Origin of the sequence: Pelagicoccus mobilis, assembly GCF_016595505.1 — a bacterium.
Classification (GTDB): Bacteria; Verrucomicrobiota; Verrucomicrobiia; order Opitutales; family Opitutaceae; genus Pelagicoccus; species Pelagicoccus mobilis.
The window spans coordinates 18,436-33,249 of sequence record NZ_JAENIL010000046.1 but is presented as its reverse complement, the minus strand read 5'-3'; the positions used below and the strand labels follow the sequence as shown (position 1 = coordinate 33,249).

The window sequence follows — 14,814 nt, the reverse complement described above, 5'->3', positions numbered from 1 at the left end:
ATTTCGAGCAACATATCTTCAGTCAATACGTATTGAAAACGCTACTCTTCCGCTAAGAGAGAATCGAGTCTAGTTGTAGCAGGAAGGATCAATTCTAGATCCCTCCCATTTTTTAAGGTCAAATGCACACGTTTCTCACCCCAGCCCTAATTACACTTTCAGCATCCTCGATGCTCGCACTGCCTTGCTCTGCCATAAGCGAAGAGGACTATCTACAGCAGCGTGCCGCTCTAATCGAGAAGCACTCCAAAGACGATGCGGCGCTCCCAGCTCTGCATAAACTGATGGAAGCCGAGGATACCTTCACCAAGGAACAATGGCTCTTCAAGATCGACCAGTATCTATACGGCAACTACAAGGAGTTTCAGCCTATCTACGACTCCTATAGGGAAGACCGAGACTTCAACGAAATCTACGACCTCGACCTAGAGACCGCGATCGCCGCTAAGCCCGCTCCTCCTCAAAAATATCCCGAAATCCCCCAAGGCTACTTTTCCGAAAACCTAAACGGAAACACCAACACCGGCTCCGCCCTCTTCGTGGACGGAAAGGTCTACATCGCCTATCAAGGGCATCTCACCGATCCCTACATCGCCAGCTACGATACCCAAAACGGAACTTGGGATGGTCCATATAAAGCGGGCCATAGCACCCTCTCCAAAAATGGACGCCAAGTGGATAGCCACGGCCGCCCTTCTTTAGAGATCAACGGCGACGGCCACTTCCACATTATCTTCGGTGGCCATGGCGGCGAATGGGTAGACGGTCTCAATCCGATATCCTTCGACACGCCACACGCTGGCGGTCGGATGCTCCACGTCGCTTCCACCAAGCCATACGACATCACCGGCTGGGAACAAAAAGACGACATCTCCCCCTACGCCTCCTACACCGCCACCTGCAAGATGGGCAATGGCGACATCTACTTCTTCACACGTGCCGGCACGCATAAATCCCCATGGGTCTACTACCGCATGAAGAGCGGTTCACAAAGCTTCGAAGCTCCCGTGAAAATCACTTGGCCAACCGTAAGCGAAGGTGACCCCATCGACGTGGATACATTCTACATCAAGCCGGCAAAGATCTCGGATACTGAAATCCTCGTCACCTTCCTCTGGCACGTCTGCAATTTCCGAGAGTACCACAACAAAGAACACTACAGCCGGACCAACACCTATTATATGAGGTTGGATACAACTGACGGCAGCTTCTACAACGTAGAGGGCCGAAAGCTCGAGCTCCCGATAACAAAGAAAAAGGCCGACAAATACACCCTCGCCTACAACTCCGAAGCCACCGGCGAGACCTGCTTCGGAACTCGCCCCCTTTCCAACCAAAACGGCCGACCCGCCGCCGCTTACGAGGCCAAAGGTCCTGGCTACCGAGAATGGCGAATGGTCACTTATGAAGACGGAAAATGGACACACGGCCTACCAATGCCCGGCACCGAAGAGCACACCGTTGTGGATACAAAGGGCAAGCGTATCAAAAGCATCCGCGAAATCTTTCCCATGAAAAAGGATGGTCGTACGGACAAGGCAGCTGTCGTTTACAGAGGCTCAAAAGGCGAAACCGTTATCGCAGCCGCAAAACGAATCAATAAAAAGGACTCCGAAGGCCAACACTGGAAATTAAAGAAACAGCAAACCACTGTTTCCGGAGCGCGAATCCAAACCCAACCTGTCCGTGATGAGTCAGGTGATGCGGTAGCCCTAGTCGTCAACATCCGCAAAGCAGGATCCCAACGCCTCTACCTCTGGCACGACGGCCAGTTCAGAGCCAACCCCACTCAAAAGTAACGCTCCCCCTAAAGCAGCGAAGCGTTGGAGTTCCCACTTTAGTGGGCTCTTCCATTCTCGAACCCGCTAAAGCAGGAACTCCAACAAAGCCCTTCTCCTATTCGACTCCCCTATGCCCCGTCACCCTCCCCTTCAAAGTCGGCCAATTCGAAATAGGCCTCGAATCCTACTGGTCACAGTTGCCCCAACTCAAAGAGAATCTCAACATGAAGCTTATCACCCTGGTATTCGCGGCCTTGCTAAGCCAAAGTACGTTCGCAGCGGCCCAAGAGACACAAGCCAGCAGTCGAAGAGCTGAAGAGCTTTTCACTTCTTCCCAAAGCCTCCCATGGGCCGAAGTCTTTCGCTTTTCCGGAACTGAAGACTGGGAAGAGAGCTGGTTCCTCGACGGCCTCAAGGCTCAAGTACGACCCACCGAAAAAGGTATGGTCTTTACCGCTGGCCCCATTAGAGACGACCACGCCTCCCACGCCGTTCTTTGGACGAAACGCGAGTTCAAGGGCGACATTCTCGTTCAATACGACTACACAAGATTGGATACAGTAAACTGGGCAGTGAATATCCTCTACCTGCACGCTCAGGGGAAAGGCGAGGACATATTCACTCCCGACATCACCGAATGGAGCGAGTATCGAGAGATCCCATACATGAGGCACTACTTCGACAACATGAACCTGTTGCACATAAGCTATGCCGCCCTCGGTAACGATGATGACTCGTCAAGCGAACAGTACATACATGCACGCCGTTATCCTACAGGCCCCAATAGAACCTTTCCGCAAACCGGCATCGGCGACAGACAGCCAGTAGGAGAATTCATTCTCCCCGGCGTGATCTACGAAATCACCGCCGCTAAAATCGGGGAAAGTCTACTCTTTTCCACTAAGCCCAAAGGTGCAGGCGAGGAAGAACGCCGTAGTTTTATTTGGGATACCAGCGACTTCGATCCAGTCACAGAAGGTCGAATCGGCCTCCGCCATATGTGGACCCGCTCCGCACGCTACGCCAACTTTCGCGTCTCCACAATAAAGGACTAGTCAAATCATAAAACTCTGAGACAGCCCGAAATCCACGCATTCAAGATGCTAAACACTCTTACCAAACTCTGGAAATTCGCAGCACTCGCAGTAGCCCTCGCAGTGACAACTCAGGCATTGATCGCCGAAATATCCCTAGAGTCAGAGATCCTTCTAAACGACCAATCCCTCTTCTTCGACGGCAAGAGAGTCAAGCGTCACGCTCCCAACCGTGAAGGGGCCTACGACTACTTCTTCGGTAACGCCCTCGTCCCGCACGGCGATTGTATCAAGACCTACAAGCAATACGTCTTCATGACCTGGTATCGAGGCGGCAAAGAAGACCGCCACGTCATGCTCACCCGTCTCAACACCGAGACCGGCAATATGGTCACTATCGAGTTTCCCCACCGCCACACGGGCTACTTAAACCAATACTGGATCGGCGAAACGCACAACACCATCGCAGTCGGCATCAGTCCCAAAAACGGCACAATCCATCTCCTCTACGACATGCACGCCTATCGTCCAGGCTTCACCGATGACGGTGCATTCGACAAGGACTATTTCCGCTACAGCTACTCCATCACAAATGCAGCAGACGTGCCGGACGAAGACTTCAACCTAGACCTTTTCGTCAAGTCTCCAGACGGCGACTACAAGCACCTCACTATGGACGGCGTAAAGAACCCCGATGTGTGGGGACGCCTCACCTACCCGACCTTTTTCCTAAACGACCAAGGCGACCTCTTCATGTACATGCGCAAAGGCTCCGCCTACAACGGACGGTACTTCATTAGCAAATACGATGGTGAATCCAAATGGAACGAGCCCATCTACTTCAACGTAAAAGACGCAAACAAGCACGGTCTCGACTACACTTACGGTGTGTATGGTAAAATGAAATACGCCAACGGAAAGGTACGAGTCGCCTTCCAACGTCGCTACAACGATCGCAACGACAAATACATCTACCAAAACGGCGTCTACTACGCCTACTCCGACAACCCGAACGGCAAGAGCGATTGGAAAAACCATAAAGGCGAGCCATTCGATCTCCCCCTCGCCGATCCCCAATTCATCAAAGTGTTTGAACCGGGCGACCTCGTCGAAGGCTCTGAAAAAGACAAAATCCACATGGTTGGATACTTCGATTTCAACGTCACCGACCGAGGCGACGAACACATCATCGCCCGCGTCAACGATAAGCAAAACAAGGTCATCAAGTTCCTGCACCTCTACCGAGCCTCGGGAGACTCAGACTTCACAGTCACAACAGACTTCGCCGGTGGAATCGAACTCTACGCCGCAGGCAACTACATCTTCATGATCACGCTCAAGGACGGTCGCCCCTTCGTGCAAAGCACCGAAGGAGGAACAAACAATTGGAAAACCGTCTACCAGCCAAAGTCCGGCCGAACCTTCGACAAAGGCATCCCCCACATCAGTAACGGCAAACTGTACTACTACCTCAAATCCCCCGGCACCGGCGACACCCGTACAACCTACCTGCAAATCATAGATCTGAATCTTGACTGAATAGGCCAATCCAAAGGCCTCCTAAAATTAGAGAAACATCGTGCTCCTTAGTGCCCTCTCGACACGCCATAGCGCGCAGAGCGACGGCGATTCGTGGGCAAATAAAACACATCAAGCTGCATCAGCAGCTTCCCATTTTGGATCGCCATCCAGCGATCCTTCACTTCCCAAAATCCGCGGTTTAAAAAGCACAACCTAATCAGCCACCAAATGTGTCAGCTTGCTACAACCCTAATCGCCACCGCCACCCTCTTCGCATCGACAGCATCGTCCGCCCCCGATCCAGCTGAGTTCGCCAATCCATCCAATCGCTACCTGCCCCGCACTTGGATGCACATCATGTGCGGCAATCTCAGCAAGGAAGGTTTTACGCAGGACTTCGAAGCACTTGCTGACGCCGGCATCGGCGGCGCCCTTGTCTTCCACATCGACCGCGGTATCCCCTGCGGTCCGGTCGACTTCGGCAGCGACGAGTTCCACGACATCCTCGCCCACGCCGCCGTCGAAGCCGAACGCGTCGGCATCGAAATGGGTCTGCACAACTGCGACGGCTGGTCCTCCAGCGGTGGCCCCTGGGTCACTCCCGAGCAATCGATGAAGAAAGTCGTCTTCGCCGAAACCGTCACCAACGGCGGCAGACAAACCATCACTCTCCCACGCCCCGATCGCAGCCGCGACTTCTACCGCGATATCGCCGTCCTCGCCTGGCCCGCCTCCAACGAAGTCCAACACCTCGCCACCCAAGACGCCAACTACTCCGCCTCCGCCACCAGCGACGACATAGAAACCCTCCGCGACGGAAACCTAGACACCGAACCAACAATCACCGCCGACGCCGACGGAAAAATTTGGATACAAGCCTCCTATCCCGAACCCGTCACCATCAAGTCCATTGTCACCGAGCAACGCTCTCGTCACGGCGTCTACACCCTCTACACCTCCTACGACGGCAAAACCTTCCAGGAAGTCGGTCCCCTCAACAAAGGCCGCATCGGCAAAAACCACTGGACCTGCACCCAAAGCTTCACCGACGGCCTTACCGCCAAGCACTTCCGCCTCGCCCTCGACCAGAGCTTTCCGGTCCGTCGCTTCGAGCTCGTCGGCTACCCCCGCATCGCCAACTGGCAAACCAAGAACGCCATGGTCAGCGAAGAAGCCACCCCCAACGACACCCTCCCCGCCGACGCCATCATCAACCCTTCCCACATCCAACTCCTCCACCAAGGCGACCTCTCCGGCGACACCCTCAAGGTCCAACTCCCCAAAGGCAAATGGCTCATCACTCGCTACGGCTACACCACCACCAACGCCTTCAACAATCCCGCTTCCGACGCCGGCCGAGGCCTTGAAATCGACAAGCTCGACTCCGCGGCCCTCGCCTGCCACTTCGAGCAATACGTCGGCATCGTTATCAAGGAAGCCCAAGCCCGCGGCTCTAACGCCCTTCTGTATTCAGAAATCGATAGCTACGAAATGGGCGGCAACAACTGGACCGCCAACCTCGACCAACTCTTCGCCGACCGCTGGGGCTATGACCTAATCAAATGGCTCCCGACCTTCAACGGCCACGTCATCGAGTCCAACGCCGCCACCCACGCCGTCCTCACTGACATGCGCGACCTCGTCGCGGACTTGATGACGCAAAACTACTTCCGCCGCTTCACCGAGCTCTGCCACGAGCACGGCATGCTCGCCTACAACGAGCCCTACGGCTTCGGCACCCTCAACGAACTCGAAGTCGGCGGCACGGCCGACAAGACCATGGGCGAATTCTGGGTCCGCGAAGAAGGCTTCGACGGCTTCTTCAACTCCGCCGTCTCCTCGGCCCGTATCTACGGCAACAAAGTCATCTCTGCCGAATCCTTCACCTCCTGGCACCAAGTCAACTGGCGCGGCCACCCTTACTCCATGAAAGTCTACGGCGACCACGCCTGGACCCAAGGCATCAACGAAACCACGTTTCACCGCTACGCCCACCAGCCCAACACCCACGTCATCCCCGGTATGACCATGGGCTCCGTCGGCTCCCACATCGACCGCAACCAAACCTGGTGGCACAACGCTGGAAAAGCCTGGTTCAAATACCTCGCCCGCGGCTCCTACCTCCTCCAGCAAGGCCTGCCCGAATCTGACATCCTGATCTTCAACGGCGACAAGCGCCCCAACAAAATCCCCCTCTGGAACAGCGGCATCATCCCCGAAGGCTACAAAGGTGACTTCGTCAACGCCGACGTCCTCATCAATCGCATCACCGTCCAGAACGGAAACCTCGTCCTCCCCGAAGGCACCTCCTACAAGCTTCTCTACCTGCACAACTCCGACCAGCTTCGCCTCGCCACCCTCCAGCGTCTCGAAGAACTTGTTGCCCAAGGAGCCACCATCGTAGGCCACGCACCTTGCAATCCCATCGGCTACAGCGAACAAACCGAAGAAGCCGACACCTTCGCCAAAATCGTATCCAAACTCTGGGGAAGCAACAGCCCTCTCATCCCCGACACCAACCTCAAAGCTGGACTCACCCGTCTCGACCTCGGACCCGACCTCATCATAAACGGGACTCCCGCGAAAGACTTCACCCGCCGCAGCATCGGCAACGGTACCCTCTACTTCCTCTTCAACGAAAGCAAGGACTACAAAGACATGCAGCTCGACTTCCGCGTCGCTGGCCTCACCCCCGAATTCTGGGACGCCGATACCGGCACCATCGAAAAAGTCACCGAATACCAAAGCGACGCCCTCCGCACCCGCTTCAACCTAACAGTCGAGCCCCACGGCTCCCGCTTCGTCTACTTCCGCAAGGGAGCAGCCCCCGAGTTCACTCCCTCCAAACTCCAGCTTCTGGATACACTCGGCCAAACCACCGCATCAGCAGATCCCCAGACCCTCCCCCTCGACCTAGACTGGCAAGTCACCTTCGACAAAAACTGGGGCGGCCCCGGTCAAATCCCCATGCCCCAGCTGCAAGACTGGACCGAGCATAGCGACGATGGCGTCCGTCACTTCTCCGGCACTGCGATCTACGACGCCACCTTCGAACTCCCCGCCGACTGGGCCAACACCGACACCCCCGTCGCCCTCGACCTCGGCGAAGTCAAAATCGCCGCCGTCATCACCATCAACGGCCAAACCTTCCCCACCCTCTGGAAGCCCCCCTTCGCCCACGATATCAGCTCCGCCCTCAAGCCCGGTCAAAACAGTATCCAAGTAGAGGTGACAAACGTCTGGACCAACCGCCTCATCGGAGACCAAGCCCATCCTGCAAACGACGGCTACGACCTCAAAGGCACCATGCCAAAATGGATCTCCAACAACAAACCCGCCCCCGATTCCGACCGCTACACCTGGACCTCCTGGAACTTCTACGCCACCGAAGAACTAAAAACCCTAGAACCCTCCGGCCTCCTAGGCCCCATCCGCCTCGTCAAGTAGTCAGAGGCCAATGCGCCGTATTAATAGCCACTACCGAACGAAGTAACACAGGAGTTAAGCGAGCAAACAAAAGGTACAAAAACTCAACCGACGCTAGCTGCCTTATAACCCAGGTTCTTTGAGCCTTTTTGTGGCAAAAAAACACGTTTACTACGCAAAGGTAGCGGCCGCGGTCCCTGTTGGGCACACACATACCAATAGCCGCCGGGGACGACGGAGCGCTATCTTTTGAGTAAACTTAGGACCATACATTTTCACGATCGGTAAACATCAAAACTTCGAATACAAAAAAGACCCAGCGTTCGGCTGAAGCTAGGTCTTTCGCAATTGTGCAAAGCGAAGCTCGTTGACTCTTACTCGCCGACGATGGCCTTCACGGCCTCTTTGATCTCGTCGTTGGTGGCGTTGGCGTAGAAGTACTCCTTGAACTGAGCACCACCAAGAGCGCCTTTCACCAAGTCTTGATCGAGTTTCTGCAAAATGGAAACCAAGTCATTGTGCGTGATCGCCTTCACGTCATTGAGAATCCCCCGGTTCTTGGCCATGATCGCCGCACGTTCCTTCGGGTAGCCAATACCCATTTCCTGACCGAAGAGCTTTTCGAAAATGTATTCGATATTCAATTCACCCGCCCAGCCGAAGCCCTTTGCAAATGGCATCGAGAGCGCGTTGCCCGCATTGATCTGCGAGAACAAAAAGGCGTCAACCGGATCTTGAGCGTGACCGCAGATCACGCCAGGGAAAGCATTCAATGAGACCAAAGCACCCTCGCCTGTACCGCAACCCGTCACCACAAAATCGGCAGCGCCGGAATTTAGCAGAACAGCGGCTAGAATACCGTTCTGAACGTAGGTCAACTGCTCGTTGTCCTCAGCGGTATACATGCCGTAGTTGAATACTTCATGCCCCATTGGCTCTACCACTTTCTTGAGAGCAGTCTCAACAATACAGTTTTTGCCGGCCTGGCTGTTTTCGTTAATCAGTGCAATTTTCATTTTTCTTTCTGTTTTTGGTAAATCTAGAGTGCTCGTTCGCGGGGATCAGGTTTACTCGGGTTCACCGGAATAGAATACGCCGATCACGCGAGTGCCGCCGCCTTTAACTCCTGGAAAATTCCCGCCGGGGTTACCGTCTTTATCCATCATATTGCATGTGATCGCGTAGCGACCGAGCTCGGGGATGTATTGAATATCTGGATCCTGTATCCTGTAATTGTCCCAGTCATCGACTTCAGTGGAACGTGGCGTGATGGTTTTTCCCAAGTATTCAAATGGCTCGAACAAACTTCGGGATCGCCATCCAGTGACCTTGTATGGACTTCCTGGAGACTCCCTATCGCAGAAGATGTAGTAATAGTCTCCGACCTTCTCGATCGTCGCGTCTCCCACCCCATATCGGTTCCCACCATCGGGATTGGGATCGACGGCTTTGGCATTGACGAGTGTCCAATCGCCCAAGCCCGTTTTCGATGTAAAGTGAGCGAGGCTCGTTCCGTCTGGGCCGTGGGGGAAATGGCCATGCTCACCAAAGATGTGAAAGAGCCCGTCCTCATAATAGACACCAAGATCGTCGCACTGCCTCTTTGGGAAATTCCCTGCAACTTCCCACTTACCACTAGCATCCTCCAACGGTCCTGAGTAAGTGAATACTTGGCCTCCTTCATAGATGTAGTAGGTGCCGTCAACCTTTACCCCATCATCATACTCGTAGTGATTGCCAATCTTGTACTGGTCGGAAACGAGTTCCCAGTCCTCACTGCTCCAAGAAAACGTTTTAGCACGCCACAAGTGGGCCACTTCCGGAGTATGGCTGACGATCAGCTTGTAGGGATACTCCGTCTCTGGCTCATAGAAGATGACAGAGTCGTGGTTATTACCCATCGTCGTAACAAACGCGTTCGCATCCACAGGACGATGCCATTCGAGCATCGGGTCGTTCTCGGGCGGAAGCGTTTCCGCAAGTCCTGAAACCACCCCCAAACTCAAAAGGCAGACAAACGGAACGGATCTCTTAATTCTATTCGTGCTCATTCGTGTCCTTGGTGGGCAATAAACTCACTCATCCTCAACTCTTTTCACCACGACAATCCACTCGTTATGGCTGGTCGGCGGCGTACCAAAATAGATCGGCTTGCCCCCTTCTTCGACTGTCACCTCCGGACCAGCAACTAAGTCGCCTCCATTAAACGGATCGTACCATTGTACCGAGTAAGTACCTGGAGAGTCGGTGATATCCAGATCAACCGCTGCGGCATGCTTAGTCCAAACGATGTAGAGATTGCCCCGGTCAGCCAAACAATAGCCATTGCGGATCAGCTCGTTTTGCGTGATGAGCTTAGGAAGCTCCCGGTTGATCTCAGGAATCTGAAAAAATCGAACGCCATGGGATACCACTTCCCAGACGGACTCGAGACGGCGGAAGTCTTCGATGGTAATATCTGTGTAATCGCTCAATTGATACGCTACATATACGCCAATACCTTCGCCCCCGGCCATCGCAACCTTCCAGAAGCTTTCGCGTGCCATGTCATCGTTTCCAGGGAGAATACGGTTTGGCTCATCGATAGGCACCACCCACTTCTTGCCGGCTTCGCGGGACGCCTTCACGTATTTGAGCGTTTCTTCATGGTAGTCCTCGTTGATCTGCAGAAACGCTCCATCCATGTACTCTTTCCCGAGCTGAGGTTCGTAAACGTCGTAACGCAATTCGCGCTTGCCGCTGCAGTGGTGGCCGACCGGATGGTTATAGATGTTGATCGTTTGTAGATACTCCATCCATTCGCTCATCTCTGGGGGACGCACATCGTGCGGCTCTTCTCCGATGTTCCAACGCCAGCTGAGGTGGTAAGAAAAGCGTGCGGCCATCTCGCGGAAATAGAGCTTCGTTTCAAAGCCAAGTTGGTCGCCGTTTAGCAGCGTGGTATTCTCGTTCTCGGTAAGATAAGTGTCATGATTGATACCGAGGCGATCCATGTGAGTGAATACGATGTCCCACTGGTCGAGTTTGGAGACGTCGTAAACATCGAGATTCTTGTATTTGGTTCGCTTATACTTGAAGTCCGGTGCTTCGCCCTCGGCGTACTCTAGTGGGGCAACCCACGGCCATGTGGTATCCGCATCGCCGTTTAGAGTGATGAGGACGTTGTAAATCGTATTAGCACCCATTTCAGCGAGATAATTGAGGGCTCCGATAATCCCCTTTCCGCGCCCCTGCCCCCAAGTCGGATCGCCTTCGCGCCAGTCATTGATATGTGGTGCATAGTTATGCAAGCCGTCTTCACCAAGGGCATCATCTGGGAGGTTGCTGCCTCTGTCATGAGTCCCGTCAAATCCCGCATAACCTAGAAAATCTTCAGGACTCCCCGGCCCTGCCTTCACAAACCACTCTCCGGTTCCCTGGTGCTGCACGTAATGTTCTCCCACATAGCGCAGCTGGCCTTTCGCGAAAAAGCCTTTTGCATCCGGAGATGTAGGAATGACTTTAAATGTTCCGCTTTTCCCATCAATGGGTTTAACCGCTTTACCCGCATTCGGCTTAGTGCTAACGGCGATGTCTTTGCCTTCCCGAAAAGACACCTTGTACGACCACTCACCAACCACATCCGGAGTGAACTTCACGCGCCACTTGTTGCCGGAGTCCGCACTGGTATTCGCTGCGTCTCCATCTGCGGCAAAGTATCCAGGGGCTGTTACGCTCTTCACCCCGTTGCTGAATACCACATCCAAACGATAGTTGCGGAAGGTCGCTGCGGATTCAATCGCCTCTGGGCCCTCGAAGGTAAGCACTATGGGTTCCCACAAGTGGATAGTATGAGCGTCTTTGGCATGCAGTGAAGCAGCAGCAATGAATCCCACCATGCATTGAGCGAGGACCTTTGATAGAAAACGTAGAGACATAATCGAGATGAAAGGGGCTAGAACGGATCTAAACGGTTTTGAGGTTCAGACCATTCGTTCGACTTCTTTGACCATTAAAGAGAGAAAACCCACTCTCCATTGTTTTCATCTGTATCGACACCTTGAGGCCTAACCCCGCCGGCTGCGACTGCTAGTCTCCGACACTTTGATCGCCTCATGATTGAACAGACTTCCCCCAACAGCGATAGAGCGGCCCTCTCCCTCTACGACCTACGATGCGAAAGCGTCAACCAGCCCGTGGGCATACATGCGCTCTCACCACGGCTCAGCTGGAAACTGGATTCAAAACTACGTGAAACCAGACAGACCGCCTTCCAAGTAGAAGTTGCAAGTTCAGAAGCAGGACTCGCCAACAACCAAGCAGATCTTTGGGACAGCGGAAAAGTCGCCAGCGAGCAGTCTCACCTCATCCCCTACGAGGGTGCCGAACTGAGTTCCCGCACCATAGCCTACTGGCGCGTCACCGTCTGGGACAACCATGGGCATTCTGCTACCTCGGACGTTTCCTCCTGGGAAATGGGACTCATCGATCCCTCCGACTGGTCTGCGGCCTGGATCAATGCAGCCGACCTGTCACCCAGTGAGGATCCCATCGTGCACGACTGGTGTGAGAAAGTCGTTTACCAACCGATTTCTGACGGAGGCTACGAACGTGAGCGCAAGCTCGACGAAGCCGCTATCGAACTACGCACAGAACGTATTGAAAAAGTCCAAGCAGCCGAACCCGCTACCTGGTTACGCCGCAGCTTCAGCATCCTCAAACCAGTAGCCAAAGCCCGACTCTACTCAGCAAGCCTCGGGTACTCTGAACTGATTCTCGATGGGCAGAAAATCTCCGACCGCGTACTCGACCCCGCTCAAACCGACTACGAAGTCCGGGCCCTCTACACCATCGACGTCCTCGACACCCAACTGACCGAAGGCGAGCACGAGCTCCGTATCCACCTAGCCGAGGGTTGGTACGGGCAAAGCATGGGCTTCTTCGATCCGCTCTTTCGCTACGGTAAACCACTGGCCATGGCGCAATTGGAGATCGAATACCATGACGGTACTCGCGAAACCATTGTTACAGACTCGCATTGGCAAGCCGCCTCCAGTCACCTTTTAAAAGCGAACCTCTACACCGGTGAAGTCTGCGACGCCCGTCTCACAGAAGCAGATCTCAGTTGGGGTCCTGTCTCAGGTCCCGACTCCAAACAACCGCTACCGCAACGACTCGAAGCCCAACTCCTTCCACCCGTCCGCAAGGTCGATACTGTTACCGCAAAGTCTATCATCGAAACCGCCCCCCGCACCTACGTCGTAGACATGGGTATCAACTTCGCCGGTTGGATTTCCCTCTCGCTCGAAGTCCCCCGTGGCTCTGTCATCGACTTGACCTACTCAGAGATCCTCACACCTGAAAACAAACTCGACTGGGACACCATGGGACGTCGCGCAGTTGGAGCCTATCAGTGGGATCGCTACATCGCCAGTGGCGAAGGTCGCGAGACTTACGAACCCCGCTTCACGTATCACGGTTTTCAGTACATCGAGATTACCGGTCTGCCAAAAAAACCTGAGCTCAATGACTTAATCGGCTACCAAGTCCGTACCGATTTCAAGCGCACTGGCACTTTCGTCTCCTCCGACCCGTTCTTCAACAAGCTTCACGAGTGCATTCTTTGGACCTACGAGGCAAATTTCGTGGGTCTCCCAGCCGATTGTCCGCACCGCGAGAAGTGCGGTTGGCTCGACGCTTACAACACCGCCGAGATGGTCTACCACAACTGGGACATCGGCCCTAGCCTCGGAAAATACATCGAAGACATCCGCACTTCATCCGACCTTCTCGACGGACTCCCAGGCAACATCGCTCCCGGCCGCCGCAACGGCATGTTCGAAGCCTTCGACTGGGGTATCTCCACCGTTCTGCTGCCGTGGTACAAATTTCAATACACTGGAGACATCCAGATCATAAGAGACCACTGGAAACACATGGTTCGTTTCCTTGAGTTTGCGGAAGAGAGATATCCGAGCGGCATCGCGAGTGGATCCCTCGGTGACTGGTGCGACCAACCCGCTACCCTCGAACTCTCCTTCACCCGAGTTGATGGCAGCCCCTTCAACTCCCATCCCGCCACCACCGCATCGATGCACTACTTCTTTGCAGTCAAATCGATGGCGACACTTGCACGAGAACTCGGCGAGAGCGAAGGACTCGTCAAGAGTTACGAGAAGCGTGCTGAGCTGATTCGGCAAACGATCAACGAAACCTACTTCCATAAGCGGGCAATGACCTTCAACAGCCAGACCGAGAACGCCCTCGCCCTCATCTACGGAGTGGTCGATCCGGAGAACCGTCAAGCTATCGCCGACCGACTTGCGGAGGAAATCGTGAACGGAAACCGAGGCCATTTCAATGTAGGTGCCCATGGAGCTGGGTTCCTCTACCACGCCCTCAGCGACTATGGTCACGCGGACGTCGCCTGGGAGATGTTCAACAAAGAAGAGTATCCTAGCTACCGATACATGTTCTCCCAAGGGGCTACCTCCATCTGGGAAAACATGAGCCGTTGGGATCCAATCAAGAAAACGACTTCAAAGTCCCTGAGTCACCCCTTCCAATCGAGTTTCCACCATTGGTTTTATAACGCCATTGGTGGCGTGCAACGCGATCCCTCCGTCCCCGGATTCAAGAAACTCATCTTCATGCCACAAACCGTTGGCATGCAAAATTCCGGATCCGCGAGCATCGACACACCCTACGGCACCGCCAGCAGCAGTTGGAACCTCGAAGCTGACAGCTTCACCTGGCAGCTCGAAATTCCTGCCAACACCACAGCAACTGTCGTATTCCCAGAGCGTATCCAAAACATCAAACTCGACTCAAACTCCATCGCCCCAGCTCCATCAACCCTGCTCGCCAGCACCCGCAGTAAGACCCTTTCCCTCGGATCAGGCAACTACACTTTCACAGGCTCAGACGACGGATCCCCAATCAACAGCAGCGTAACAAGCCGCCTCTAGAAACGCGGCCCCACCCTCCCCCAAAAAAAGGCACTCGCACAACCTCACTTCATCGGAAGATCCATCAATCTTATCTGTGTTATCTGTGGTTAAAAATACAACACG

At 54.3% G+C, this 14,814-nt stretch carries 8 protein-coding genes; 5 read left to right on the top strand and 3 right to left on the bottom strand.

What is annotated here, in order from left to right:
• Positions 1–170 precede the first annotated feature (170 nt).
• From JIN87_RS20925 to JIN87_RS20910, 4 genes are all read left to right on the top strand, one after another.
• Entirely contained in the window at positions 171–1,799 is a 1,629-nt protein-coding gene (locus tag JIN87_RS20925) for a BNR-4 repeat-containing protein (protein ID WP_200357576.1), read from the top strand.
• Positions 1,800–2,005: 206 nt separating this feature from the next.
• Positions 2,006–2,836, top strand: coding sequence for a hypothetical protein (locus JIN87_RS20920; RefSeq protein ID WP_200357575.1), 831 nt, complete (start codon positions 2,006–2,008; stop codon positions 2,834–2,836).
• A 45-nt stretch (positions 2,837–2,881) separates the two neighbouring features.
• A complete protein-coding gene (locus JIN87_RS20915) occupies positions 2,882–4,354 on the top strand; it encodes a BNR-4 repeat-containing protein (RefSeq protein ID WP_200357574.1) in 1,473 nt (490 codons plus the stop codon).
• Positions 4,355–4,564: 210 nt separating this feature from the next.
• Positions 4,565–7,783, top strand: a complete 3,219-nt coding sequence (locus tag JIN87_RS20910) for a glycosyl hydrolase (protein WP_200357573.1) — start codon at positions 4,565–4,567, stop codon at positions 7,781–7,783.
• A 353-nt stretch (positions 7,784–8,136) separates the two neighbouring features.
• Here JIN87_RS20910 and JIN87_RS20905 read toward each other — a convergent pair whose 3' ends face one another.
• From JIN87_RS20905 to JIN87_RS20895, 3 genes are read right to left on the bottom strand one after another with little or no spacing between them, the layout of a single operon-like run.
• Complete coding sequence (locus tag JIN87_RS20905; RefSeq protein WP_200357572.1) at positions 8,137–8,778, bottom strand: RpiB/LacA/LacB family sugar-phosphate isomerase; 642 nt, start codon at positions 8,776–8,778, stop codon at positions 8,137–8,139.
• A 51-nt stretch (positions 8,779–8,829) separates the two neighbouring features.
• On the bottom strand, positions 8,830–9,813 hold the full coding sequence (locus JIN87_RS20900; RefSeq protein WP_200357571.1) for a glycoside hydrolase family protein: 984 nt from the start codon (positions 9,811–9,813) through the stop codon (positions 8,830–8,832).
• A gap of 24 nt (positions 9,814–9,837) precedes the next feature.
• On the bottom strand, positions 9,838–11,679 hold the full coding sequence (locus JIN87_RS20895) for a DUF5060 domain-containing protein (protein ID WP_200357570.1): 1,842 nt from the start codon (positions 11,677–11,679) through the stop codon (positions 9,838–9,840).
• 177 nt (positions 11,680–11,856) lie between these two features.
• Between JIN87_RS20895 and JIN87_RS20890 the strand changes: the two genes are divergently transcribed.
• Positions 11,857–14,709, top strand: coding sequence for an alpha-L-rhamnosidase (locus JIN87_RS20890; RefSeq protein WP_200357569.1), 2,853 nt, complete (start codon positions 11,857–11,859; stop codon positions 14,707–14,709).
• The last annotated feature ends 105 nt before the right edge of the window (positions 14,710–14,814 follow it).

Coding starts and splice junctions, on each gene's coding strand:
- JIN87_RS20925 (WP_200357576.1), top strand. CDS start 171: ATGCTCGCACTGCCTTGCTCTGCCATAAGCGAAGAGGACTATCTACAG.
- JIN87_RS20920 (WP_200357575.1), top strand. CDS start 2,006: ATGAAGCTTATCACCCTGGTATTCGCGGCCTTGCTAAGCCAAAGTACG.
- JIN87_RS20915 (WP_200357574.1), top strand. CDS start 2,882: ATGCTAAACACTCTTACCAAACTCTGGAAATTCGCAGCACTCGCAGTA.
- JIN87_RS20910 (WP_200357573.1), top strand. CDS start 4,565: ATGTGTCAGCTTGCTACAACCCTAATCGCCACCGCCACCCTCTTCGCA.
- JIN87_RS20905 (WP_200357572.1), bottom strand. CDS start 8,778: ATGAAAATTGCACTGATTAACGAAAACAGCCAGGCCGGCAAAAACTGT.
- JIN87_RS20900 (WP_200357571.1), bottom strand. CDS start 9,813: ATGAGCACGAATAGAATTAAGAGATCCGTTCCGTTTGTCTGCCTTTTG.
- JIN87_RS20895 (WP_200357570.1), bottom strand. CDS start 11,679: ATGTCTCTACGTTTTCTATCAAAGGTCCTCGCTCAATGCATGGTGGGA.
- JIN87_RS20890 (WP_200357569.1), top strand. CDS start 11,857: ATGATTGAACAGACTTCCCCCAACAGCGATAGAGCGGCCCTCTCCCTC.